This is a genomic window from Litorilituus sediminis (assembly GCF_004295665.1).
In the GTDB taxonomy this organism is placed as follows: domain Bacteria; phylum Pseudomonadota; class Gammaproteobacteria; order Enterobacterales; family Alteromonadaceae; genus Colwellia; species Colwellia sediminis.
Window position 1 is genome coordinate 1770123 of record NZ_CP034759.1, and the last position, 25977, is coordinate 1796099.

At 39.2% G+C, this 25977-nt stretch carries 24 protein-coding genes; 16 read left to right on the forward strand and 8 right to left on the reverse strand.

Annotated elements, in window-relative coordinates; genetic code table 11:
* Nucleotides 1-32: 32 nt before the first annotated feature.
* The 4 genes from EMK97_RS07855 to EMK97_RS07870 form a co-directional block, all read right to left on the reverse strand.
* On the reverse strand, nt 33-623 hold the full coding sequence (locus EMK97_RS07855) for a YqiA/YcfP family alpha/beta fold hydrolase (RefSeq protein WP_130600988.1): 591 nt from the start codon (nt 621-623) through the stop codon (nt 33-35).
* A 26-nt stretch (nt 624-649) separates the two neighbouring features.
* Nucleotides 650-1414: a metallophosphoesterase gene (locus EMK97_RS07860; protein WP_130600990.1), complete on the reverse strand. Its 765-nt coding sequence runs from the start codon at nt 1412-1414 to the stop codon at nt 650-652.
* Between the two features lie 36 nt (nt 1415-1450).
* Entirely contained in the window at nt 1451-1939 is a 489-nt protein-coding gene (locus EMK97_RS07865; protein ID WP_130600992.1) for a DUF1249 domain-containing protein, read from the reverse strand.
* A gap of 95 nt (nt 1940-2034) precedes the next feature.
* Complete coding sequence (locus EMK97_RS07870) at nt 2035-2664, reverse strand: NUDIX domain-containing protein (RefSeq protein ID WP_130604423.1); 630 nt, start codon at nt 2662-2664, stop codon at nt 2035-2037.
* Between the two features lie 185 nt (nt 2665-2849).
* Here EMK97_RS07870 and tolC point away from each other — a divergent pair, with 185 nt between their 5' ends.
* Nucleotides 2850-4190 carry an outer membrane channel protein TolC gene (tolC, locus tag EMK97_RS07875; protein WP_130600994.1) on the forward strand — a complete coding sequence of 447 codons (1341 nt, stop codon included), beginning with the start codon at nt 2850-2852 and terminating at the stop codon, nt 4188-4190.
* Between the two features lie 66 nt (nt 4191-4256).
* Here tolC and EMK97_RS07880 read toward each other — a convergent pair whose 3' ends face one another.
* Nucleotides 4257-5345: a glycosyltransferase family 4 protein gene (locus tag EMK97_RS07880; RefSeq protein ID WP_130600996.1), complete on the reverse strand. Its 1089-nt coding sequence runs from the start codon at nt 5343-5345 to the stop codon at nt 4257-4259.
* Nucleotides 5346-5507: 162 nt separating this feature from the next.
* Here EMK97_RS07880 and lpxL point away from each other — a divergent pair, with 162 nt between their 5' ends.
* Both lpxL and EMK97_RS07890 read left to right on the forward strand, forming a co-directional pair.
* Nucleotides 5508-6446, forward strand: a complete 939-nt coding sequence (lpxL, locus tag EMK97_RS07885) for an LpxL/LpxP family Kdo(2)-lipid IV(A) lauroyl/palmitoleoyl acyltransferase (protein ID WP_246028910.1) — start codon at nt 5508-5510, stop codon at nt 6444-6446.
* Between the two features lie 103 nt (nt 6447-6549).
* Entirely contained in the window at nt 6550-7242 is a 693-nt protein-coding gene (locus EMK97_RS07890) for a TcpQ domain-containing protein (protein ID WP_130601000.1), read from the forward strand.
* 19 nt (nt 7243-7261) lie between these two features.
* Here the strand turns inward: EMK97_RS07890 and glnE are convergent, their stop codons facing one another.
* Nucleotides 7262-10156 carry a bifunctional [glutamate--ammonia ligase]-adenylyl-L-tyrosine phosphorylase/[glutamate--ammonia-ligase] adenylyltransferase gene (gene glnE, locus EMK97_RS07895; RefSeq protein ID WP_246028911.1) on the reverse strand — a complete coding sequence of 965 codons (2895 nt, stop codon included), beginning with the start codon at nt 10154-10156 and terminating at the stop codon, nt 7262-7264.
* A 203-nt stretch (nt 10157-10359) separates the two neighbouring features.
* Between glnE and EMK97_RS07900 the strand changes: the two genes are divergently transcribed.
* The 8 genes from EMK97_RS07900 to EMK97_RS07935 all read left to right on the forward strand — a co-directional run bounded on the left by EMK97_RS07900 (nt 10360) and on the right by EMK97_RS07935 (nt 16830).
* On the forward strand, nt 10360-11322 hold the full coding sequence (locus tag EMK97_RS07900) for a hypothetical protein (protein ID WP_130601002.1): 963 nt from the start codon (nt 10360-10362) through the stop codon (nt 11320-11322).
* Nucleotides 11323-11348: 26 nt separating this feature from the next.
* Nucleotides 11349-12251 carry a DUF350 domain-containing protein gene (locus EMK97_RS07905; RefSeq protein ID WP_130601004.1) on the forward strand — a complete coding sequence of 301 codons (903 nt, stop codon included), beginning with the start codon at nt 11349-11351 and terminating at the stop codon, nt 12249-12251.
* 72 nt (nt 12252-12323) lie between these two features.
* Entirely contained in the window at nt 12324-14015 is a 1692-nt protein-coding gene (locus tag EMK97_RS07910) for a polyamine aminopropyltransferase (RefSeq protein ID WP_130601006.1), read from the forward strand.
* Nucleotides 14016-14194: 179 nt separating this feature from the next.
* Nucleotides 14195-14608, forward strand: coding sequence for a YjfI family protein (locus EMK97_RS07915; RefSeq protein WP_130601008.1), 414 nt, complete (start codon nt 14195-14197; stop codon nt 14606-14608).
* A 46-nt stretch (nt 14609-14654) separates the two neighbouring features.
* Nucleotides 14655-15344, forward strand: coding sequence for a PspA/IM30 family protein (locus EMK97_RS07920; protein ID WP_130601010.1), 690 nt, complete (start codon nt 14655-14657; stop codon nt 15342-15344).
* Between the two features lie 128 nt (nt 15345-15472).
* Nucleotides 15473-16114 carry a hypothetical protein gene (locus EMK97_RS07925; protein ID WP_130601012.1) on the forward strand — a complete coding sequence of 214 codons (642 nt, stop codon included), beginning with the start codon at nt 15473-15475 and terminating at the stop codon, nt 16112-16114.
* 21 nt (nt 16115-16135) lie between these two features.
* Nucleotides 16136-16453, forward strand: coding sequence for a hypothetical protein (locus EMK97_RS07930; protein WP_211342283.1), 318 nt, complete (start codon nt 16136-16138; stop codon nt 16451-16453).
* A 116-nt stretch (nt 16454-16569) separates the two neighbouring features.
* A complete protein-coding gene (locus tag EMK97_RS07935; protein WP_130601016.1) occupies nt 16570-16830 on the forward strand; it encodes an Lpp/OprI family alanine-zipper lipoprotein in 261 nt (86 codons plus the stop codon).
* Nucleotides 16831-16900: 70 nt separating this feature from the next.
* On the opposite strand, the gene EMK97_RS07940 is transcribed toward EMK97_RS07935, so the two are convergent.
* Together EMK97_RS07940 and EMK97_RS07945 are read right to left on the reverse strand one after the other, a co-directional pair.
* Entirely contained in the window at nt 16901-17803 is a 903-nt protein-coding gene (locus EMK97_RS07940; protein ID WP_130601018.1) for a L,D-transpeptidase family protein, read from the reverse strand.
* Nucleotides 17804-17822: 19 nt separating this feature from the next.
* Entirely contained in the window at nt 17823-19451 is a 1629-nt protein-coding gene (locus tag EMK97_RS07945) for a CYTH domain-containing protein (protein WP_130601020.1), read from the reverse strand.
* A 145-nt stretch (nt 19452-19596) separates the two neighbouring features.
* Between EMK97_RS07945 and EMK97_RS07950 the strand changes: the two genes are divergently transcribed.
* The 5 genes from EMK97_RS07950 (at nt 19597) to leuA (ending at nt 25972) form a co-directional block, all read left to right on the forward strand.
* Nucleotides 19597-20199 (forward strand): TIGR04211 family SH3 domain-containing protein, encoded by a 603-nt coding sequence (locus EMK97_RS07950; protein ID WP_130601022.1) that lies wholly within the window; start codon nt 19597-19599, stop codon nt 20197-20199.
* A 29-nt stretch (nt 20200-20228) separates the two neighbouring features.
* Nucleotides 20229-21326, forward strand: coding sequence for a glycosyltransferase family 4 protein (locus tag EMK97_RS07955; protein WP_130601024.1), 1098 nt, complete (start codon nt 20229-20231; stop codon nt 21324-21326).
* A 25-nt stretch (nt 21327-21351) separates the two neighbouring features.
* Nucleotides 21352-22407 (forward strand): CDP-glycerol glycerophosphotransferase family protein, encoded by a 1056-nt coding sequence (locus tag EMK97_RS07960; RefSeq protein WP_130601026.1) that lies wholly within the window; start codon nt 21352-21354, stop codon nt 22405-22407.
* 137 nt (nt 22408-22544) lie between these two features.
* A complete protein-coding gene (locus tag EMK97_RS07965; RefSeq protein ID WP_130601028.1) occupies nt 22545-24059 on the forward strand; it encodes a capsule assembly Wzi family protein in 1515 nt (504 codons plus the stop codon).
* Nucleotides 24060-24400: 341 nt separating this feature from the next.
* Nucleotides 24401-25972: a 2-isopropylmalate synthase gene (gene leuA, locus EMK97_RS07970; RefSeq protein WP_130601030.1), complete on the forward strand. Its 1572-nt coding sequence runs from the start codon at nt 24401-24403 to the stop codon at nt 25970-25972.
* The last annotated feature ends 5 nt before the right edge of the window (nt 25973-25977 follow it).

The window sequence follows — 25977 nt, forward strand, 5'->3', positions numbered from 1 at the left end:
CGGTAATGATTATATTACTTTCAAGCTTATGCCTATGTTAATTGAAAAAAGTCGACAATGGCAGCTAAGTTTTTCTCATAGCCGACAAAACTATGATCACCACCTTGTTGCACAATTAACCGACAATGCTGATATTTGTCAACGGCTTGTTGATAATCTAACACTTCATCACCTGTTTGTACCATAACAAGGTAATTATTTTTTTGTTTACAATCAACACTAGGCGCTGCCTGCTCCAATGCTTTTAGTTGGCTCATGTGCTCTGCCCTGACAAAAAATACTTCCTCAGTATAGGGATTTTTCTGCTCACCGATATAATCAGCCAGTAACTCGTAAGGTTTCACCGCAGGATTGACTAACACGGCTTTTAATTGAAATTTCTCACTTAAATAATTTGAAAAATAACCGCCTAATGATGAGCCTATTAAATGCCAAGTACAGTCTTGTTCGCTATAAATAATATCTTCGAGTTGTGTTATTGCATCAATGGGCGTTGTTGCTAACTGTGGACAATAAAAGCCAACGTTTGGTAAATGCTTAGCTAAATAAGCCTTGGTTTGCTCGGCCTTAACCGATAACGGTGAAGAGTTAAAACCGTGAACATATAAAACATTATGACGCATGTCGCACCTTAAACATAAAAAGCTAACTAAAGTGAAATAGCTTCACTTTGCAGTGTGCCATCGGCAAATAAATTAAATAGCCTATAACTAGGCCCCACAGGTAAAGCACTAACGCCATCCACACTTGGGTCAAATTGAATAGAGGTTGCTGGACAAGTAAACACAGGAACACTTTGTTCCCGCTGCTGACTGTACGCGGCATACTCACCGGCACTATGCACATGCCCACAAGCAATACCCTTAATAGTGCTGGCATTTGCTATAACTTGCCAAAATTCCTCTTTATTTTCTAAACCATGACGATCAATAAAATAACCCACATCTATCGGATGATGATGCATAAATAACAGCTGATGCTTTTCTATTGCATCTAGCTTATTTAATTGCTCAAGCTGAACATTACCTGCTGGCGTATTACTTTTGCTATCAATTAATTGCACCCGCCAAAATTCATTTTCAATAAATTTTGCAGAGCTAAAAGGATAATTAACAAGATATTTATCTAGCAAAGCATATTCATCATGATTACCAGCTAAATATAATACTGGTACGTTAATATCTGCTCGATAAACAGCATTAGCAAAATTCTCATACGAACAAACAGTATGATCTTGGCTTAAGTCGCCAGTAAAAACCACATAGTCGATATGTTCACGAGTGGCGATATCAGCAAGAACTGTCAATAAGTTTTGATAAACATTCACACCACAATGCAAGCCGTTTTTATCGGCAAACAAATGACTATCACTCATTTGAGCAATACGTAATGGGCTTGAGTGAGAAGACTGCATAATTAAGATATTTTTAAATAATTGTTTATCTAGAAACTAGGACTGAAATTGCACCGCAACATCAACTTGCCCCATTTCAAGGCAAAGGTGCAACCATTCATTAAGAAACTGATTGATTTGATTCTTTTCATCTTGCTGGTGCATATGTGTATTAGGGTAGTCATACCTAGGCTTAATTTGTCTAATGCCTTGACTACTTATGACTTCTGCCATACGGGCATCATGATACAGACGCACCACCATGCTTGGCTGAATTAACTTACTGAGTTTGACACAAGCACTGTTTTCTGAATTTTGAGCAAAAGTGAGTAAACTTGTATAACGCGTTACTTCAGTGATGGTGATAGCATATGATAAATGCTCTGAGATAAAAAAATGACGTTGCTCGTACAACTTAGTCTTATCAGCCAATAACTTAAGCAACAACATATAGTTATTAGAGCACAATTGCATCAAGCTCACTAGGTTAGGCTGATAACGACTCTGCTGATTGTTTTTTTCATTTTTCTTTAAAAAAAAGCTCATCTACCTCCCCCGTATACTTATATGGCTTATATGCTTCAACGCTAAAATAGCATTGTACCTGATTTGATCTAACTATGGCAGTGCCAGCAACTTTACTATGCTAAGCCCTTATAATTTAGTGCTAACCATTGCAAGGCAATTATGGTTGCGGCATTGGTAATTTTTCCTTCAGATAATAATGTTAGCGCCTGCTCTCGAGTGACAAGATGTAACAAAATATCTTCATGTTCATCATCTAAGCCACAAACTCGCCCTGCCTTAATCTCATCAGCATTAATTTTCGCCCAATACAAGTGAATTGACTCGCTCATGCCGCCAGGGCTAGATAAATATTCCATAATAGGTTGAATATCTTGTTCATTGAGCTGTAAATCAGCTTCCTCTTTCGCTTCCCTTATGGCTACATCTACTGGCTTTTCTTGCTCATTAAACATGCCGGCAATAAACTCTAGCAACCATGGGCTATCGGCTCTACGTAGTGCCCCAGGCCTAAACTGCTCAATCAGTAATAGCTTATCTTGTACGGGATCATAAGGCATAACCACAACCGCATCACCGCGTTCAAATATTTCTCGATGAATAAGCTCACTTTGACCGCCATTAAATAACTTATGCGACAGTTGATACTCATTCATTTTAAAAAAGCCATGATACTTGCAAGTCACTTGGCTAACGATAACGTCATCTTGATGAAAGCGTCTAATTGCCTCTGTGCTTTTTTTCATATTATTCACGCGAAATTCCCTAAAGTTGCCATTAATGTATGAATAAAGTTGGTTAACTATAATAATTTGTTACACTAGTAAACAGTTATTTTATTTGGTTAAAGTAAAAAATTCTGTAACATTACAGGGTATAAAAACAACATATAAAACTATGGGTGCATGTGCACACAAGGAATACCTTACTCATGAAAAAATCACTAAGTACATTAATTATAGCGATAGCAAGTGCTGTTTCTAGCACAAACGCTCACGCTGATGACTTATTGTCAGTTTACCAACAAGCATTACTCAATGATCCTGTTGTGTTAAAAGCACAAGCGCAATTTAAAGTAGTGCAGGAAGATATCGAGCAAGCTCGTGCAGTATTGCTTCCACAAATCAGTGCCTCAGGCAGTTATGCCGACGGTGAAAGAGAAGATTACAGTCGCCTTACGCAAGAGGTCAGCACAACCGAGTTTTCCTCACTTGGTTATGGCGCGAAATTAAATATGCAGTTATACCATCATGACAGCTGGTTACGCCTAAACAATGCAGAAAAAGCAGCACACCAAAGTGATTTAACTTATCAAGTTGCCAAGCAAGACTTGATCACTCGTGTCACTAAAGCATATTTTGACTTATTAAGCGCTAAAGACGATTTAGTGTTTGCCAAAGCAGAAAAAGAAGCCATTGCTCGTCAATTAGAGCAAACTAAACAGCGCTTTTCAGTTGGCTTAACAGCGATCACCGATGTACATGAAGCACAAGCGCAATATGATAGCGCGGTAACCGAAGAAATTCGTGCAGAAAATGCTATCTATCAAGCAGAAGAAGAGCTTCGTGTGATCACTAATGCTTACCCGAAAAATGTTAGTATTTTAAATACCGAGCGCTTTAGTACTAACCCGCCAGTACCAAATAGCGCGAACGAATGGCAAGCTAAAGCAGAAGCTAAAAACCTTGATTTGATTGCCGCAAAAGTAGGTATTGATATTGCACAAGATAATATTGATATTGCACGTGCAGGCCATTACCCAACGCTTGATTTTGGTGCGGAATACAACAATAAAGATACTGACACTAATTCGCCATTACCTGATGGTCCAGATCTAAATGATTACTCAATTGGCGTAAGCTTAAACGTACCAATTTATTCTGGTGGTGCAATTCAAAGCTCTGTTCGTCAAGCGCAAAGCCGCTTTGTTGCAGCAAGCCAAGATTTATCATTAACACACCGTAGCGTTGTACGTGAAACGCGTAACGCCTACAACACGGTTATTGCTGCCATTTCTGCCATCAAAGCTTTTGAACAATCTGTACTTTCAGCGCAAAAAGCACTAGAAGCAACAGAAGCAGGCTTTGAAGTAGGTACACGTACTATTGTTGATGTACTAGACAGTACACGTAACCTTTACAATGCTAAGCGCAACTTATCTTCAACACGTTACGGCTATATTCAAAACGTTTTATTATTAAAACGTGCTGCAGGTACCATAACGGATAAAGATATTAATGCTATTAACTCAGGTTTAATGCCTGCTCAGTAAGTCAACTACACAATCGCATTAAAAAAGGCAGCGTCGCTGCCTTTTTAGTTTCTCAAGGTGAAATATTTACATTAAGCCTCTAAAGAAATCACATAGCTCTTTTGCTTCTCGGGCAACTGAATAATGCTCTAATACTCTTGCTCGACCAGCACTTCCCATCTCAGCAAGCTTTTCAGGCTCTGCTAGCATAAGGTCTAACTTCTCAGAAACCGCAGCTTGATCTTTTATCGGCACCACATAGCCATCTTCACCTTGTCTAACAACTTCAGGCCAAGCCCCTGCTTCTGAAGCTAATACTGCAGCGCCGCTACTCATCGCCTCTAAAATAGTTAAACCAAAGCCTTCATTATCACTTAGGGCTACCACTAAAGATAAGGCACTAAATATTCCCGGAATATCTTTAAAATCTTGTTCGCCGGCAAATACGATACGCTCACTTAAACCAGCCTCGGCAATGTTAGTCTTTAGTTCATTAACAAAATCTTCATTACTTGAAGAAATAGAGCCGACAACAACTGCAGTATAATCTGGGTATTTATCTAACACCTCAATACAGCCTTGCACAAAAAGGTGCACACCTTTTTGCTTTCTAACGCGCCCTAAAATAGCAATACCACGTTTACCTTTATCAACAGACTCGGGTAGTAAATTTAGCGCTTGCCACGCCTGTGCCTTATCTTTAGCTGGGGTATAAACATCAGTTTTAACACCGTGATATATAATCGCATCAGGCTTTCTATGTAAATAACTCGCTGATGCCTTACACATAGCTAAAACCGCATCCATTCTATCGGTAAGCCAAAGGGTAAAGCCCGAACGATAGCGCTGAGCTGCTGAACTAAAGACTACTTTGATTTTTGCCCTAAACACATACTTTAAAAGTAACGCTTGGATCATCTCATCAACACGGCGTGCATGAAATATTCGAAACTTACCATTTGATAACGGCTTACGACACATTCGAGCAACTTGCCAAAAACTAATCGCTAAACTTTCATCCGGCAAATGGTGTTTGCCCATTACGCGTAGATTGATAAGCTCCCGCTGATGTGACAATACTTGTAACATAGTTGAAGTTACACCAGAAAAGTTAGAGTTTGAGTTACCTATAATTAACTCAATTTCATCACTATTTATCGCCTTGTTTGATTCCATAACGGGTATGCTTATTCATTCATGTAGTTAATGTAAATGGTTTCGCTATTCTACTTGAAAAAACAGTGACAAGATAACTTCTTTTGTACGGCTTTGTTTTGCGCTTACATGCGATTTGGGTATAATCAGCGCCAGCCAACAAACGCCAAGAGCAGACAAACCGTGAGCAGAAACAAAGTATTACAGCCTGACTTTAAATTATCCTTTTTATTACCTCAATATTGGCTTACCTGGTTAGGTGTTTTTATTCTCTACAGCATCTCTTGGCTACCATATAAATTACAGTTAGCAATGGGACGAGGTATAGGCAGATTACTATTTCGCATCGGCTCAAAGCGAAAACATGTTGCTTTAACCAATCTCAGACTTTGTTTTCCAGAAAAAACAGAGCAAGAATTGCAAACCATTTTAAAGGCCAATTTTGAAAACACCGGCATAGCCCTATTAGAAACGGGCATGGGTTGGTGGTGGCCTGATTGGCGAGTAAAACGTAAAATGACCATCAAAGGCTTAGAGCATTTAGAAAAAGCTAAAGCTGAGGGCAAAGGCGTACTTTTACTGGCAATGCATTATTTAAGTGTCGAAATGAATGCCCGTGGTGTCGGTTACGGTCACCCTATGGTGGTGTTTTATCGCCCTCATAACAACCCGCTAATGGAGTATTTTCAATTTAGAGGTCGAGGTCGTTCAAACAAATATATGCTCGGCAAGCGAGATGTTAAAGGCCTTATAAAAGCCTTGCATGATGGCGAAGTTTGTATTTACTTACCTGATCAAGATTATGGTAGAAACCGTAGTCTCTTTGTACCGTTTTTTGCTGTCAAAGAGGCAGCAACAACCACTGGCACATTAATTTTTGCTCGGCAAAAAAATGTCGATACTATGATGATAGTGCCGATAAGAAATGATGATGGCAGCGGCTACACCTTAGAAATACTGCCTCCTTTAGAAAACTTCCCAACTGATGATGATGTTGCAGATGTTACCCGCGTAAACCAAGAGTTAGAAGCGGCAATACGTCGTAAACCTGAGCAATATATGTGGCTTCATCGTAGGTTTAAAACCAGACCCAATCAGGATGATCCTTCCCTTTATAAATAGTATCGGCTTAAACAAAACCAGGAATTAAGCAATATTATTGTATAAATACTATTCTTTGCGTAAAGTATAAAGAGAGGATATTTTCGAAGGTATTGATTACATTATGAACTTTTGGGTACGTAATATTATATTAGCTTTAATATTATCAGCGCTTGCTTGGGCATTTTTAGCTAATCAAGACTTCTTATTGTCACTTGATGGCTCTTTAGGTCAAGTTGATGAAAAAGAAGTTATCATAGATACCGTACCTGAAGATAAATATAAAGCAGTAACCACCAACAAATCGAACGTTGCCACACCAAAAACAACCAATAAAGCGGCCATAGGCTTGTCTAAGTTTTATGCTAATTTACACGGCGATATGGATGGTAAAGGCCCTAAAATCCGCAACAATATTATTTACCTTCCCGAGCCAAAAGGCGACTTAGCTAAATTACTTCAAGCACGAGAAATGGTTGTTCGCCCCTACAGAGAAAATTGGCGTGGTAGTATTGAATCACGCCCTTTTAGAAAAGGGCAAACCTTGAATCAAAAACTGACTGAATATGCCAACAAAGATGGTCTTGAAATGATTTGGTGGTTAAATAGAGACTATATTGTTAAAGACCCATTTCGCATTGAAAAAGATATCCTAACAACGGCTTTCCAAGTAGCAAAAGCAGTTGAAGGCCACTTTGAACAAGGGTTATCAATTTACTTTTGCTATCGCCAAAGAGCGATAGTCGTTATTGAAACCCTACCCAATGAATATTTAGAACAAGAATGTTTATTACAAGGCGCAGGTAAAAGTTATTAATAGCGCTCTTAAATCAAGCTTAAGTAACGAGATATTTTTGCCATAAAGCCGTTATCTTTTGCTGCTCATCCAATTCACTTACCTCTAACAATTGCGAAAGGTTTTGCATACTTGCTTGATGTCCATAAGCTCTAAGCTTCTGGTAATTCTGACTTAATAAATCTTGTTCCTGTTTACTAATAAAGCCTTGCTGAGCCAACACTTTAAAAATGCCTAGGTTATCGCATGGCAAAGTTAGCTTGATATCATTAGCGCTATAGGCCAACACTAAAAACTGCGCCAAAAACTCGATATCGACTAAGCCACCTACACCTTGCTTAATATCGAACATTTGCTCTGTTGATTTATCTAAGTGGTTACGCATTTTTTCGCGCATTTCTACCACATCATTTATCAATTTAGCTTTATCTCGTGTGCTTGCTAGCACTTGCTGTCTTATCTTAGCGAATTTCTCTAGCAGTACACTATTACCATAGACCATACGAGCTCTCACTAAAGCCTGATGTTCCCATGTCCAAGCATCTTCTTGCTGATACTGAGCAAAAGTATTCAGGTGTACTACCAATACCCCTGAATTGCCTGAAGGCCTTAAGCGCATATCTAATTCATATAAAATACCGCTACTCATGCGGGTATTAAAAATATGCATAATCCGCTGCGCTAACTTCATATAAAACTGACTTGCAGGAATGGATTTTGCGCCATCTAGGCGACCTGTAGTCATTTCTTCTCGTTCACTGTGATGAACAAACACCAAATCTAAATCTGAACTATAACCTAGCTCTGTACCGCCTGTTTTACCATAAGCAATAACAGCAAAGCCTTTATTCTCACTATCAACGCAAGATTCAGGCACACCAAATCGCGTAGATACTTGCTGCCACGCAAGGTTAATGACTTCCTCAATAATAGCTTCTGCCAGTGCAGTTAAATGTTGACTGACTTTAGCAACATCAAGCACTTGAGCAATATCAGCCGCAGCAATACGTAATTGCTGTGATTGTTTAAACTGCCTTAACGCTTCCATTTGCGCTTCTAAGTCTTCTTCTGGAATACGCAACATACGCTCTCTTAACTCTAGCGCGTATGCTGATAATTGTGGCGGATTGTGCAACAACTTAGGATCAATTAACTCATCTAATAAAATCGGGTACTTAGCGATATAATCAGTGACCCAACTACTTGCTTTGCATAAGTGAATTAACTGCTTAAAGGCACCCTCATTTTCAAACAGTAACTCCAAGTAAGCCGTGCGAGTGATGATCTTACTAAACACCGTTAACACACGTTCTAGTACAACATCAGCTTGCGCTAGTGTTTGAATATGACAAAGCAATAATGGGATCAGTTTATCTAATACCAAACGACCGCGATTACCTAAACTGCGCTTAACTAATTCATCTCTAAAAGTGCTTAAGTGTCGCCATATTGCTTCACTGTCGGCAAAGCCATCATCTTGTGCTAGCCAAGCAATTGATTCTTCATCACTCCAACGGCTATGCCATAATGTCACCCAATGTTCATCCGCAGCTTGATGATTAGGGCTTTCAACACCAATCAATTGTTCAAACTCTAAGTGAACACCATCCATATGTAGTTGTAACTGAGCTAAAAAATCAGGCCATGTTGCTATATTTAAGACACTAAGCAAACGCTGCTGGTCAATTTCTGTATCAGGTAATGTTTGTGTTTGCTGATCGGCTAGTGCTTGAATGATGTTTTCAACTCGTCTTAAAAAACAATAAGCTGACTCTAATACCTGTTTACTTTTCTCTGATAACTCGCCTGCGTCAACCAATAGCGGTAATACTGTTAATAAGTGACGTTGTTGTAGGTACTTGTCTCGACCACCACGAATAAGCTGAAACACTTGCACAATAAATTCAATTTCTCGAATACCACCAGCACCTAGCTTAATATTATTGACCAGTTGCTTACGCCTAACCTCCTGAGAAATCATCATTTTCATTCGGCGAAGGCTATCAATAACACTAAAGTCAATGTAGCGACGATAAACAAAGGGTCTTAGCATACTCGATAATTGCTGATGATAAGGGCTGTCACCAATTAAACGCGCCTTTAACATGGCATAGCGCTCCCAATCACGCCCCTGCTCTTGATAATAATCTTCCATGGCATTGAAAGTTAAAACTAACGGACCACTTTCACCAAATGGCCTTAAACGCATATCAACACGATAAACAAAGCCATCTGCCGTTACTTGATGCAAAGACGTAATTAACTTTTGCGCTAAACGAGTAAAAAACTGCTGGTTATCTAATACGCGGCGACAACCGCTAGTTTCACCGCTTTCAGGGTAAGTAAAAATTAAATCAATATCGGAAGAAAAATTTAGCTCTTTACCGCCAAGTTTGCCCATACCATAAACCAACAACACTTGTTGCTCACCTTGGCGATTTTGAGGTACGCCCCATTTCTGCTGACAAAACTCAGTAAGCCAAGCCAAGCTTGCGACAATCAACTCATCAGCTAATGATGACAAACAGGCGAGAGAGACTTCTAAATCAACATTCAAAACTAAATCAGCAATGGCAATATTAACCATATGCTGTAAACGAAAACGCCTTAAAATACGGTGCAGTTGAGCTTCGTCTTGACAGTCAGATAATAGCTCTGCGAGTAAGCGTTTATAATCTGGCTGCTTAAAATCAGCGGCTTTTGTCAGGTTTTCACCAACGAATAAAGCAATAACTAAATCAGGTGCTTGCAGTGCACTTTTAAGAATAAAATCGCTTAATGTAATTGCTCTTTTAAAAACAACCAGTTGTGCTTTAGTGAGAAGATTACAAGCATCAGGGTGCTGCTCATTAAACTTTTGCCAATTTTGCTGCTGTTTAGCCAGCAATGACTCAGATAAGGTGGGTAAGGATAAATGCTCTACGCTCATATTCATTCCGCCAGCTACCTATAGACATAATATGTCATAAGTGCTATTAATTAGTGCTATTAATTAAAAAACCCATATAATGCCAAGTAAAATAAACAGTTGATTCTTATTCAATTGGTATCATTTGCTAACTTAGCATTTTTGAGGAGACAATGGCATAAATGCAAGCGCTTAATAGAGTTTTTTTTAACAAATGGTGCGCTAGAGATTTGTTTAAGCACTTTTTTGCCCTGCTGACAGTATTTTTACTTACAGCGTGTGGCGATCCAGTTCAAGAGCAAATCACTCAGCAACTACCCATAACAGAGCAACGGATTGAACAGTTAGGTAATGCATTAACTAACGGACAAGTTCGCAATGCTAACCTGATTAATCAATATGCGGAAAAAGTGTTGGCAATGAAACCAACCCTATCACCACTGATAGCAGAATTTCAAAAGGACGCATCAACTCAAGGTCCTATGTATCAAGCATTACTTGATCGCCTCAATACCGCCAAAAATCAACCGCAAATGTTTGCCTCATCACAGGCTTTGTATAATGAACTGCTTAATATCTATCAAGCCGCCGATCCTGTGCTATTTTCTGACGCATTAAGTGATCCTCTCAATGTGCTTGCCGATATGTCTGACGGTCAATTGCCACGTATTAACTCTCTTTCAAAAGAGCAAAGTTTGGCGGCTAATAATGCGCAAGACTTTGGCGTTGGTGAGCAGCTTATTGGCAACCCGAATTACGGGCAATGGCAAACGGGCAGCAACGGCATGTCATTCTGGGCTTGGTATGGCATGTACTCCATGATGGGCGACTTATTTGGTCGACGCACCTACTACAATGACTGGGGACGCTACCGAAATTACAGCTACTACAATGATTATGGCCGTACTCGTTATAGCTCACCAAGCCAGCTGAAAAAACAAACCAATCTTGATACTCGCATGAAAAAATCTTTTGCCAGTCGAGGACAAAAATTCACTAGTCCTTACAGCAAGAATCGCGCGGGTTCATCAAGCTTATCAAGCCAAAGCAAAACCGCACAAAATAGTGCCAATCGCTTTCGAAGTAACAATGTGAAAAAAAGTAGCTACGCTAGCAAATCAAGATCAAGTAAAAGCTCAAGCTTTCGCAACAGTAATACCAACACATCACGTAGCTTTAGACGTGGTAAATAAGAAAAACAGGAATAGCAGGACAATTTATGAATACATTTATCGAACTCGTTGGTGTTAATCAGGAACTACTTGTTTTTCTCGCCATCGACATCACAATAGCCATTATTTTACTTGGTGCAATGCGCTTTTTATCGGGCTTATCAGCACAAGTTAATAGCACGGAAGAATTAGCCAAACAAGACAACTTTGCCTTCGGTATTAGTGTCGCTGGCAGTATATTAGCACTAGGTATTGTATTAACTGGGGCAATCACAGGTGAAGCTGCCAGCAGCTACATGATGGAAGTGGTCGGTATGCTCGCTTACGGCGGCTATGGTTTATTACTGATAAAAGTGGGCCGAGTTATCCACGATAAAGTCGCACTGCAACGCTTAAATAAAACCGCATTAATTAAAGAGAAAAATCTTACCATTGGCATTATTGATGCTGCTGGTGCTATTGCCACAGCGATTGTTATTAGAGCCGTATTGCTTTGGGTAGACGGCTTAGATTTAAGTACCTTTATCGCGATTACCAGTGGCTTCTTTGTCGCACAAGCAGTATTAGTGATTGTCACTCGTATCAGAGAAAATCAATACGCTAAGAATAACCAAGAAGACTGCTTACAAGAAGCTTTGAGTAAAGGGCAATTAGCTTTGGCTATTCGCTATAGTGGTCAAGTGATTAGTACCGCTTTAGCTGTTACCGCGGCAAGTCATTTCTTAATTTATAGCCCAGATACCTTAGTAATGAACTTAATTGGCTGGTTAGTGTTTGGCGTTATTATGACGTTATTGGTTGCACTATTAACTGCACTTGCTAAACGTATTGTTTTATGGGGTATCAACTTAGTAGAAGAAGTGGATCAACAACACAATATCGGTGTTGCCAGTATAGAAATGGCAACAAGCATAGGTATAGCATTAATTTTAACGGCATTGATGGCCTAAACATCAACAAGCCCAGCAATACGCTGGGCTTATTTTTATCGCTATTCACTCCCTAGTTTTATTTTCAATCTCATGACAAGCAAAAAAAGCCACCTACTCGATGACACCTTATTAATTCTTACCATGGCCGTATTAGCAGGTTGTGGGTTAATTTATGAATACTTATTATCCCATTATGCCGGCCGAGTCATAGGCGTTATGGAAAGCGCCATCTACACTATGATTGGCCTGATGATCGTCTCAATGGGTTTAGGTGCATTTGCCGCAAGAAAGGTAAAATGTGCATTTAATGGTTTTGTCTGGCTTGAGCTAATTATCGCCTTGCTTGGTAGTAGCGCAATTTTACTTATTGGTGGCTTGATTGCTATTACGCAAATATTTCCCCACATCATCGCTGATTTATTCTCTATGCCGCCAGATATGCGTCCACAAGGTGGTATTTTTAAGCAATTAAGCTGGTTAGCACATAAAAGTCCTTACTTTTTCGGCATACTGCTGGGTTTTTTTATTGGTATGGAAATTCCGCTTATTGCCCGCATTCGAGAGCACATTCATCAAAAGCACTTAGCCAATAACTTAGGCACTATTTACGGCGCAGACTATGTGGGTGCTGGTATTGGCGCAGCAATTTGGGTTATGTTTTTACTAAGCATAGATATATCTAAAGCCGCGGCCTTAACGGCAAGTTTGAACTTAGTCGCAGGCGCCTTCTTTATTTGGCGTTACTGGCATAAACTTAAATGGAAAAAAACCTTTGTTAGTTTGCACCTAGTACTCGCTGTAGTCATTGTTGTTATGTTCAATTACGGTAACCAATGGCTCAATCAAATGAATAGCGTGCTCTATTTAGACAAAGTTGTACATTCAGCTAAAACCCGTTATCAGCAATTAACCTTTACTGAGCGCCATATGGGCTTAGAGCATGAAAACATTATCAATTTCTACCTAAACGGTCGCTTGCAATTTTCCTCATTAGACGAGCATATTTATCATGACTATTTAGTTGCACCAGCATTAGCAGCATCAGCCAGACAAGAGCATATTCTTATTATCGGCGGCGGTGATGGCTTAGCGTTACGTGATGTGCTTATGTACTCGCCAAAATCAGTGACCTTAATTGACCTAGACAGTGAATTAATCAATATATTTAAGCAACCAGAGCAACATGTTAATCCGCGCTTAGCCAAACAACTTAACCAACTAAATCAAAATAGTTTGCAAGATAAACGCGTCACCATTAAAACCGCGGATGCTTTTATTGCTATTGATGAATTACTGGCAAAAAATCAAGTGTTTGATGCCATTATTGTTGATCTACCCGATCCAAGTCACCCCGATCTAAACAAGCTGTATTCTGTGAACTTTTATGCCCGTTTAAAACAGTTACTTGCTGGCGATGGCCTAATAGCGATCCAATCAACTAGCCCTTATCATGCGAAAGAGTCTTTTATTTCAATTGGCAACACAGTCGCTGCGGCAGAATTTTCTCATGTTCAACAATACCATGACAATGTGCCAAGTTTTGGTGAATGGGGTTGGACTATTGCAGCTAAAACAGGGTTAAGCCCATTACAACGTTTAAATAATCTTCAGGCATTGCCCATTGCACATACTTGGTTAAACTTAGCCATACTTAAAGCCGCTTTTGTTTTTCCAAATAACTTTTATGAAAATAAAAATGAAATAGAGGTCAACACCTTAGGCAGTCATACAATTTATCAGCTGCACCAAAAGGCTTGGCAAGATCAACAAGGCTTGAATTAGGCAAGTACAGCCTAAATATGTTAATTAGCGTTACAACTAAATAAAATTAATCACAAATAGGCTCTTGACATAATATGTCAAAGTGCTAAATTTAACCAAGACGACATATTATGTCATCGATTTTAAGCAAGCAGTGAAGTTACTGTATCGCTTTGTTTATTAATAAGGATAGGAAATACATGAATATTCATACTATAGCCGATCATTTAAATAGTCTGGCAGATAATTCAGACACAGGGATGAGTTTCGACTGCCAACCAATATCTGGTGAGGTGGACGTACTACAAATTAGTATTTTAGGGCGTGAAGAAATTCCCGTATTCGTTTCAGTAACTGAAGATCAAATTCTTTGTATTAGCTACTTATGGGGCGAAGAAGAGGTAAAACCTGAGTGTATAGCGGCAATGCATCAAAGCATGCTAGAAATGAACATTCCAATGCCATTATCATCATTCTCAAAAATTGGTGATAAATACGTAATTTTTGGTGCCTTGTCCAATAACTCTAGTTTTGCAGATATTGAACATGAGTTAGCGGTACTAAGTAACAACGCACTTGAAGTAATTGATGATATGAGTGACTACCTTCGCTAAAAGCACGATAGCGTTTAAACCACATGTCACCTATTAGGAGTAAATTATGAGTATATTTAAAAAGATTATGACTGCAATTCGCGGTGGTGCTTCAGAAGCTGGTGAAGCTATTATTGATGCCAATGCGACCCGTATTTTTGAACAAGAAATCCGTGATGCTGAAAATCACTTAACTAAAGCTAAGCGTGACTTAACTGGCGTAATGGCTGAACAAATGGCAGCAAAACGCGAAGTAGATCGCTTAACAAGAGAAATTACTGAGCATGAAGGCTATGCGGCACAAGCGCTTGAAAAAGGCGATGAAAGCTTAGCATTAGCGGTAGCAGAAAAGATTGCCAACCTTGAAGGCGAGCTTGCAACTCAACAGCAAGCGCTAGATAGCTTCACAGGTAATGCTGAACGCTTAAAAGAGCTAGTGAAAAAGAGTGAACGTCAAGTTGCTGAGCATAAGCGTCAACTTTCAATGGTTAAAACCACTGAAAGCGTGCAAAAAGCAACATCAGCAATTACTGACAACTTCTCTTCAAGCAACTCTAAGCTATTAAGTGCGAAAGACTCATTAGAGCGCATTAAAGCTAAGCAGCAAAAGTTTGATGATCAAATGAAAGCTGCCGAAGTACTTGAATCTGAAGACAGTGATGCGTCACTTGCGGCTCAACTTAAAGCTGCAGGCATTGGCTCACAAGACAATAGCGCTAACTCAGTGTTAGAGCGTATTAAAGCCAAGCAAAAATAGTACATTATGCTTAAAACAGCGAGTTACCTAGGTAACTCGCTTTTTGCGTTTTTAACTGCTAACAATAATGCCAAGAATTACGCTAAAGTTAAGCCAAAATAAATGCCCGTAAGTGAAAGGTCGCCCCTATGAGTTTATTCAATAAAATCTTCAATAAAACCAAACAAGAACAGCGTAAACTTACTCAAGTTAATCAGCTACTTATTGGTGATATTATCGTGTTAACTGACAGCTTTGCCTTACCTGAAGCACTACGAGGGCAAGAATTTCAAGTATCAGCCATCAATACCTATGAGTATGAACATCACAATCAACTTGAGTGGGTTCTAAAAGGCAACAATAATCTTGAGCTATTCTTATCATTAGAAGCGGATGACACAACGGAGCTCAAGTTTTCAATTAAAATTGAGCGTGAAGATGTGGAATCTTTATTTGATCTTGATGATTTTTCAGAAATTTTTGATGAACCAGGGCAAGCATTTTTAAATAAACAGCAAGACAGTGACTTAACCATGGGTTGGTCAGACGAAGAATATCAGCAAAATACCTTTGCTAAAGTCGGTTATTTTCATCGTAAAGATCACCGCAGCGAAAACCTTAGTGCCTACCAAGGAAAAGACAGCGGTGAACAATTTGAGCTGTATGCATTATTTAACGCTGATCAAAGCAAAGGTATTGATATTGAGGTTTGGCAAGACGGCGATACTGACGTCTGCCTTACCTTATTTAGACCACTAACCGATGTGGTTGATATGTATCCAGCAACCTAGGGCATGTTGAAGAGTAGTCTTATGAGCAGAAAAATCCCGGAAAAATGGCAATCATCAGTCAAAGCAATGAAAGCGGTACAAGTGGCTTTTGACATGGATGAAAAAATTCAACTCTCTATCAGAAAAGAAGCGCTTGAGGCAGGCCTAAGCCCATCAGATCAAATCAGAGATATTCTTGGCCTCCCTGTCAATAAGCGTCCAAAAAGACCGCGTTTAACGGTCAGTTTAGCGCCAAGTGACTATGAAGTATTAGCTGAAAAATATGGTTTAGCCGTTGATCAACAGCTAGAAATTAAAAAAAGATTAATGGACGATTTAATCAAGCACGTCAACAAGTAAAGGTTAAATATTAAATTTTGTGTAAATTGTAAGTAAAAAGTAATAATTTTTGTGCTTTTTCGTTGTTCTATGCCATAATTGTGCCGACTATTAATAACAACACTAGGGATATCATTATGTTAATCAAAAAAATTGCTGTAATCGCTGTCGCTGCTGCATTAACGGGTTGTGCTAACAACAGTGCTTTAGAAGAAAACATTGCTAGCCTAACCAATAAAGTGGATAGCTTATCTAACGAAGTTGCTCAATTAAAATCACAAAGCCAAGCAATCAGTAAAGATGCTAAAGCGGCAAAATCTGCTGCTGAAGATGCACTAGCTAGTGCGCAAAAAGCCAATGATCGCATTGATAATGTGGTAGCATCTTACAAGAAGTAATCCGCTTGTTAAGCTCTAATAAAAAGCACTCATGAAGTGCTTTTTTTATGCCTATAAAAAATCCATTAAGCTATTCTTCGCTTAACTCGATTACTAAGCCCTGTGGCTGCTCTATAACAGGTAAAAGTTGTTGCCAATAATGACGATTACTGCCAACAAAGCGCTGCACGGCATCAGCCAGTTTAATGGTGGGAATATCAGGCTCCTTTTCCGTTAACGGTTCATGGATTTCAATAAGCTGTTTTTTCCCTCGTTCATAAGACATTTTGATTGGCTGATCGACAATACGTACTTTAGTTTTTAACGGAATATTTTCATACATCCATTTAATGTCTTCATCGTACATACGAATACAACCTGAGCTGGCACGCATACCAATACCAAAACGCTTATTAGTTCCGTGAATAAGGTACTCACTCGTGCCTAAGCGCAAAGCATATTTACCAAAGGGATTTTCAGGGCCAGGCGGAACTTCTTTTGCTAATTCAACACCATTTTCTTCAAAGTAGCGCTCACGCATCGCTTTAGTTGGACGCCACACCGGATCTTCTCGCTTTTCACTAATATAACTGGTTGCTACAGGCGTAGCTAAACCTTGTCTGCCAATACCTACAGGGAATACGTGCACCTTATCTTCATTAGGATCAAAGTAATATAATCTCAACTCTGGCAGGTTGACTACGATCCCTTCTCTACGAACAAAAGGTAAAAGCATGGCGGTAGGAATGACCACCTGACTCCCCTCTTCAGGTAGAAAAGGGTCAATAGCTGGATTTGCCGCCATTAAAGCAAGAAAACCAACATTATACTGCTCAGCGATTTGTTGAAAATAATCACCCTTTTTAACTTGGTGGTACTGAAGCTCACCTATTAACCTGTCTTTTCCTTTTGGCAACGCATATTCTGCGCTGACACTATTAAAAGCAGTGAAGATAAAAGTAATAAAGAAAATATAGAGATAAGGTCTATTCATAAAGAAAATTCAATTCAAATTATACATGATGCCAATATGGCTGGATTGATAATGCATTATCAACTGATTGCTGTAACGCTTGCAGTAAATTATCTACCTTATTAGACAGCCACAATTCAAGCTTGTTTTGCTGCACAGGTAAAATCGCCAGTTGCTGTTGTAATAAATCTAAGGTTTGCAGTTCACTAATACCCTGTTTCACATCTAACCATGGCCGACGATACAGCAATTGCTGCTCACTCAACTGAGCATCCCCTACTTGATAATTATATAAAGAAGCAAACCAGCTGCCCGTTAACAGGCTTCTAATAAGCAACGGATAAAGACCTAAGTAGCGCTCACTCTGTTGCTCATTTACCGCTAAACTTCGCACCTCATCGGTGAGTTGTTGCAAACTTTGCGTTAATTTTATCTGAGTAAAGTCAAGCAATGGTTGGGCATTTAAATTGATTCTGCTAATAAGTGCTTGCTCACCAACAAGCAATTCAAGTAATGACAATTGCAATAAGTTAAAGCCTTCATCATGAAATAGCGCTAACATTTTTTTCTCATCGGGGTAACGCTGTTTTTCTAGTTTTAACTTGTCTATTAAGGCTTGGCAGTGCGATAACTTCTTGCGATAGCTACCCGTTTTTGTCATTAACTCTTTTAAGTGCTGGGCATTATCTACCCAGTGAATCACTCGCAAATAGTAACTCAGCTCATCTCTAATTTTTTCACAATCCGCGGGTAATACTTGCTCAAACAACCAAAAACCTTGCCTTAATAAAGCAAAATTCTCACTGATTTTACTCAATGTTGTTAAAGAAGGTTTATCAACATAACGAGCTACATTTGCTTGCAATTGCTTTAAGCCAAAATTGATACCGCAAACAAAGGCTTGGCCAATGTCATCTACATTCACCATAGGGATAATATCTAAGGCCAAGTACTGAGGTGCTAAAGTACCTAAATCTTCAACGTTTGCCTGTTTTTTTACTTTTGTTGCCCCGGCAAACTCTGCCGCCAAAGCATAACCCCGTTTTGCTTTACTATCTTGTCCTGGACGCATAGCAATGTTTGACATCATCAATCGAGCCAGCTCAAATAACGCTGAGGTTTCTCCGCTAAGTAACTCAAACTCTATTTCGAATATTTGCTTGGTCTTTTCATAATTAAGACAACTGATGTCACCACAATCAAAAGCCAACTCGACTTTGCCAGCTGCTAGTTCAATAACATAGTTATATCGAGTAAAGTTGGTGGTAAAAATACTAGATAAGTTTTTTGCTATCGTTGCCACATCAGTGCCTTGAGGCCAGATATGCTCAGGAAACAAAGCTAAATCAACATTAGCGTTAGACAAATCAACATTATATTCAGGTCGTTGATGCAAACCTGCAACCACCTTGCCTGATGTTTTTATGGTTTGCTCATAACAAAAATCTTGGCCGCCAAGCTTCTTCCCTCTAACACGCAAGCCAAAGTCTAATTGGCGTAATGTCAGCGCATCAGTGTCGTAATAGCTATTTGTTAATTGCTTTTCACTAAACTCAAAAGCAAGATTATTCGCCGTTAATACTGTATTAATAGACTGATTAATCGCACTAATGTTAGTGTCATTTGGCTCAGTAAATAATAAATATTTAAGTTCAATTTCCGTAGTCATTTGCTGTTTTTATATATCAAAAGTAACTGCTACAGCATACCTTGAGAAAAGCAAGATACCAAGAAGATCATTTCACTTGCCAACTATGCTGCAAACACATAATATCTTGTCTTTAATGATTTATTTTACATCAATTGGTTGTTTCATGAAAAACTTTACTCAAGTGCTCGCTATACTCCTTTCCTTTGCTATTTCACCAATAAGCTATGCACAAGAAACCGAGCAAGGTATGCAGTCAGGTTTTATTATCGACGAATTAACCATATTTATGCATGCTGGTCCCGGCACGAATTACCGTATTCTAGGCACCATTACCGCAGGCACTCAGATACAAATTACAGGTCAAGCTGATAAGGGCTATAACCAAATTATTGATGATAAAGGCCGCACCACCTGGATAGAAAGTAAATATATCACCGACAAACCAGGACTTCGCTTTGTTGTCGCCGAGTTAAATGGTAAAATTGCCAGCAGCAGTGAATATACTAGCCAGCTTGATGGTGAAGTAAATGATCTCAAAGCAAAAATAAGTACACTTGAACAAGCTAACACTAGCTTAACAAATGAAGCAGCCCAATTAACAAAAACCTTAGCCAATACACAAAGTAAATTAAAAGACCAAGATATGAATATTAAAAAGCAATGGTTTTTTAATGGTGCTGCCGTTTTGGGTATAGGCTTGTTACTTGGCTTAATTTTACCTAAGTTTTTCGCCCGTCGCCGCAGCTCAATGGATAGCTGGCAGTAAGGGAAAAACATCCTTACAAAGACAAGTGAATGAATATATTAGTTATCCCCAATCGTGGCCGCTCTTATAATGCCGTTAGACCTGAGGCTGAGTGTTATATCTCTCTAGCTAAAAAAGGCCACCAAGTTACCATTATTACCTGTACTACGAATGCCTATTACGACAATTACAAAAACACAGACAATATCAATCTCATCGAACTAAAATCATTAAAGAAATATAGCTGGCAAGTTATTAAGCAAATTCATCAACACATTAAACAGCATAATATTGAGATTGTTTATGCGACTGAGTCTAATGGTATTCCTAATGCTGCCTTTGCCTGTATAGGCACAAAAGCAAAAATGATTGCTTATCGTGGTACCACTGGCGGCATGTATAAAACTGACCCTAGTAACTATTTATGTACCCTACACCCGAGAATTAATGGCTATATCGGTGTTTCTAATGCGGTAACCAAAAATGTTAAAGATAAGGTTCGCGCAGGCATTAAAGCATTTTCACGTACCATCTATAAGGGTCATGATTTAAGCTGGTATCAAGACAAACCTATTGAGTTGACTAGTTTAGATAACAAACTAAGCCAGAGTAAATTTAATATCCTTTGTATCGGTAGCCCTAGACCCTACAAAGGTATGCACTATATGTTAGACGCCATGAAAGCACTAACAGATATCGAAGATGTTAACCTAATACTTGTTGGTGATAATTTTGATTGCGAGCCTTTTAGCAGTCAAATTCAAGCGACAGGTATGAGTGAACATATTATTCAAACCGGATTTCGCAGCGACGTCCCACAAATCGCCGCTAGTTGTGATGTCTTAGTATTACCTTCAGAGCGTGAAGGTTTACCTAGGGTGGTATTAGAATCTCTTGCCAGTGGCACCCCTGTTATTACCTCAGCGAATGAAGGCGCGATGGAAATTATCGAGCAAGACGTCAACGGCTATATTGTTCCTATTGGCGATAGCCTTGCCATAGCAGAGCAGATCCGTTATTTATATAACCAGCCAGAAGAAAGAAAACGCCTAGCAGATGGTGCAATTAACACCATAAAAACTAAAATGTCACATCAAGAAACAGTTAAAAATATGGCTGAGTTCTTTGAAACTGTACTAAACAAATAACTTACTTTAGTTTGATACTCAAGCCATGAAAAATTACCTACTATACTTATCAGAAAACTACTCCTTTAAAATTCTTCGCCCACTTCAGGCTGAAATTCGCAAACGTGGCGATCAAGCAAAATGGTTTGTGGAAGGTAGCAATGTCAATCTAGATTACTTTAAGGAAGATGAAGCATTATTAACTAGCGTAGAAGAAGTTAATGCTTATAATCCTGTTGCGGTTTTTTTCCCTGGTAACTTAGCGCCTGGTTTTATTCCTGGGCTAAAAATATCACTATTTCACGGTTTTATCGGTGGTAAGCAAAGACAAAAAGACGGTGAAAACTATTTTTACATCATTCGTGATTGCTTTGATATGTATTGTACTCACGGTCCTAGCTCAACCACACATTTTAAAACCTTAGCGCAAAAGCATAAATATTTTGATGTTGTAGAGACAGGGTTTTGTACTATGGATCCCTACTACAACCCTAACCTAAGGGATGGCTTTATCGAGTTAGAGAAAAAAGATGATAAACCTATTGTTCTTTTTAGCTCAACCTTTTCACCTCGAGTAACGCAAGCACCTAGGCTACTAAAAACTATTGAAGCGCTATCAAAAAATAGCCCTTGGCGTTGGTGGGTTACTTTTCATCCCAAAATGGCGCAAGAAACCGTTGATGCCTATAAAGCCATTCAACATGACAACTTGACCTTTATCGAAACTGACAACCTTATTCCGTATATGGAGCAGGCTGATATTATGTTGGCAGATTTCTCCTCTATGATTACTGACTTTATTTTACTCAATAAGCCTGTAGTTACCTTTAGAAATCCTGATGGTTTAGAGCACTTAATCAATGTTGATGATGAAGACAAAATTGAAGGCGCCATTACACAAGCATTAACCAAACCCAGCGATTTAATGGCTAAAATTGCAAAGTTCAGTAAAGAGACTCACCCTTATACTGATGGCAAGTCAAGTGAGCGCGTTATTAATGCCGTCGAGCATAAACTACAAAATCCTAGCAAAGTGAAAAAGCCTTTCAATATTATTCGTAACTTAAAGCTGAGAAAAAAAATGTCCTACTGGAAGTTTTAAAAGCTATACATGATAACCTAGGTTGAATGCTTTACATTTTTTAAACATTTTCAGATAAAAATGCCCAACATTACTTAGAAAAAACCGTATAATATTGGGCTTTGTCGCGGTATTATCAGTAAGCTAATTTGATTTTCATGAATAAAATTTTCCCTCGAGCAGCACTTTGCTCCACTCTACTTGGCTTGTTTTATACAAGCTCTATCAGTGCAGAGCCATGGATTGATACTTCAGATATTTACCTTAAAGCAAATATTCAGCTACTCGCTGATACTGGCATTATTCTAACGCCTGTGACCACTTATCCCTTGATGTGGCACGATGTTCATCGCGATATTAAAAACTTAAATACTTCATTGCTAAGTGAAGAGCAAAAAAATGCTTATTATTATGTAAAGCATCAATTTAAATTGGCACAACAAAATCAAGTTCGCATCAAAGCACAAACTGCAGTAGAAGACAGTCGCTTTACCAGCTTTGGTGACACCTATAGAGATGCCAATAGCCTACAAGTACAAACAACTACCATGATTGGCAATATTGCCAGTAATGTCTCGCTGAGCTATCACCCAAGTGCTGACGATAAAGATGACAAAAAACGCTGGGATAACAGCTATCTGGCAGCATTTTTAGGCAACTGGGTTATTGCCGCAGGCAAGCAAGACAGATGGTTTGGTCCAACTTGGGATACCAGTTTAAGCTTAACCAACAATGCCAGACCGATCACAGCAGTATCATTAACGCGCAAGTCCGCAGAAGCATTTACCATTCCATTCACCGAATTCGATATCCCGTGGACGGTGACTACCTTTATGGGAAAAATGGATGATGAGCGCATAGTAAAAAACACCCTGTTATGGGGCTTTCGCTTAAATTTTAAACCAATGAAAAACCTTGAGTTTGGTATCACACGCCTTGCTCAATGGGGCGGCGAAGATAGACCTCAAGATTTAAAAACCTTCTGGAATGTACTGATAGGTAAAGATAACTGTGGTGCAGGTGGCTTAGATTGTAGTGATAATCAAGAACCAGGTAACCAACAAGCCGGTTGGGATATGCGCTACTCCTTCAATTTATTTGATACCCCTATGGCACTCTACGGTCAATACTTTGCCGAAGATGGCGCCAATGAAGGCGGCTTGAAAATGGTTACTAAAGCCCAAGTTCAAGGTGGCATAGATATGCATGTGAATTTATTTAATAGCCCAACAAGGCTATTTTTAGAGGTCACAGATAGTTATGGCGACTGTAACACAGGGCCTGGTGTAGGTAACTGTTATTACGAGCATCACATCTATAAAACCGGTATGCGCTTTCAAGGTCGTACCCTAGGCAGTTTGTACGATAATGATGCCAAAACTATTGTCTTAGGTGGCATCTCCCAATTAAGCACAAACACGCGCTTAACCAGCAAATTTCGCTATCTCGATTTAAATTACGACAATAGCGATAAAGCGCCTGATAACCCTATCATAGGTAACCCGCTAACCAGTATTGCTGAGCAAATGGTCATGGCATCAGCCAGTATTCAGCATAGCTATAAAAATTGGCGCTTTACTTTAGGTACAGATATTAGCCATTCCAGCTATGAAAATGACATTGACAGTGAAACTGACTTTAATGCTTCTTTAACGGTTGAATATAACCTCTAGCAATAGAATATAGCCTAATACCATAGCGTAAATTGATTAATTTATTGACAGCATCAAATTAAATGCGCTATTAATATGCACAAGATAGTTTTAGTTAACCACGTTAGTAAAGTAACATCATAAAAATGAACATTAGCATTAAGCATATTATTAAACTTAACCTCCTCCTCGCACTCAGGTCGCGCGGCTAGGTTATTCATGCTTATTTACTTTACCCACTAAAATATCAAGCAGAATAAAATAAAAACCCGCGCTACTTAACGCGGGTTTTTTTATGTCCGCACGTAACTAGCAAGGCCATTAACAGCAAAATCACCTTAAAAATTTTAAAGGACAGCACTATGAGCACAAATCAGGCAAGTAACGATCAAGTCATTATCTTTGACACCACCTTACGCGACGGCGAACAAGCACTAAACGCCAGCCTATCTGTACATGAAAAACTACAAATTGCTCAAGCGATAGAACGCTTAGGTGTTGACGTTATGGAGGTCGGTTTCCCTGTCTCTTCACCAGGTGATTTTGAGTCAGTACAGCAAATTGCTCGTACCATTAAAAATGCTCGTGTTTGTGGCTTAGCTCGAGCAATGGAAGCTGATATTGACGCCTGTGCCAATGCATTAAAGGTTGCCGAGCAATTTCGTATTCACACCTTTATTTCAACCTCTGACGTGCATGTGCAACAAAAATTGCGCAAAGATTTCAGCGATGTCGAAGCTATGGCGATTCATGCAGTAAAATATGCACGCAAGTTCACTGATGATGTTGAATTTTCTTGTGAAGATGCTGGCCGTACCCCTATTGATAACTTATGTCGTATGGTTGAAGGGGCCATTAAAGCAGGCGCTACTACAGTCAATATTCCTGATACCGTTGGTTACACCTTACCTTTTGAATTTCAAGGTATAATCACTAACTTATTCAACCGCGTACCCAATATAGATCAAGCAGTAATATCAGTTCACTGTCATAACGATTTAGGTTTAGCGGTTGCGAACTCAATGGCTGCCGTACAAGCAGGCGCCAGACAAATTGAATGTACCGTTAATGGCATTGGTGAGCGTGCAGGTAACTGTTCTTTAGAAGAAGTTGCCATGATCATGAAAACTCGTGAATCATTACTAGGCGTACAAACTAATATTAATCACCAAGAAATTGCCCGCACTTCTAAATTAGTCAGTACTATTTGTAATATGCCAGTGCAATTAAACAAGGCAATTGTTGGTGGTAATGCCTTTAGTCACTCCTCTGGTATCCACCAAGATGGCATGTTAAAAGCGAGCAACACTTATGAGATTATGACACCTGAAAGTGTTGGTATTGCCAAAACCAAATTAAACTTAACTTCTCGCAGCGGTCGTCACGTTATCAAGCACCGCATGGAAAATTTAGGCTACCAAGAATCAGATTACGATATTGAACAACTATACGCGGATTTCTTAGCCTTAGCAGACAAAAAAGGTCAAGTATTTGATGACGATTTAGAAGCCTTGTTATTCAACATTCAGCAGCAAGACCAACAAGATTTTTACAAGGTGGAAAAACTAAATGTACAGTGTGGTGACGGTGACTTTGCCACAGCAAGTATTAAGTTAGCATCTGGCGAAAACACCTCCATAGAGTCTGCTACAGGTAACGGCCCCGTTGATGCGCTTTATCAAGCCATTAAACAAGCGGTTGATGTCGAGTTTGAGGTAACAGATTACAAAATTTCCAACAAAGGCTCAGGTGAAGATGGCTTAGGTCAAGCCGATTTAGTGATCACATGGCAAGGTAGAAACTTCCATGGTTATGGTTTGGCAACCGATGTTATTGAAGCATCAGCACAAGCATTAATTCATGCCTTAAACAGTATTCATAGAGCGATCACAATCGCCGACATTAAGTCTGCTAGACAAGAAAAGCAAGGCTAATGCAA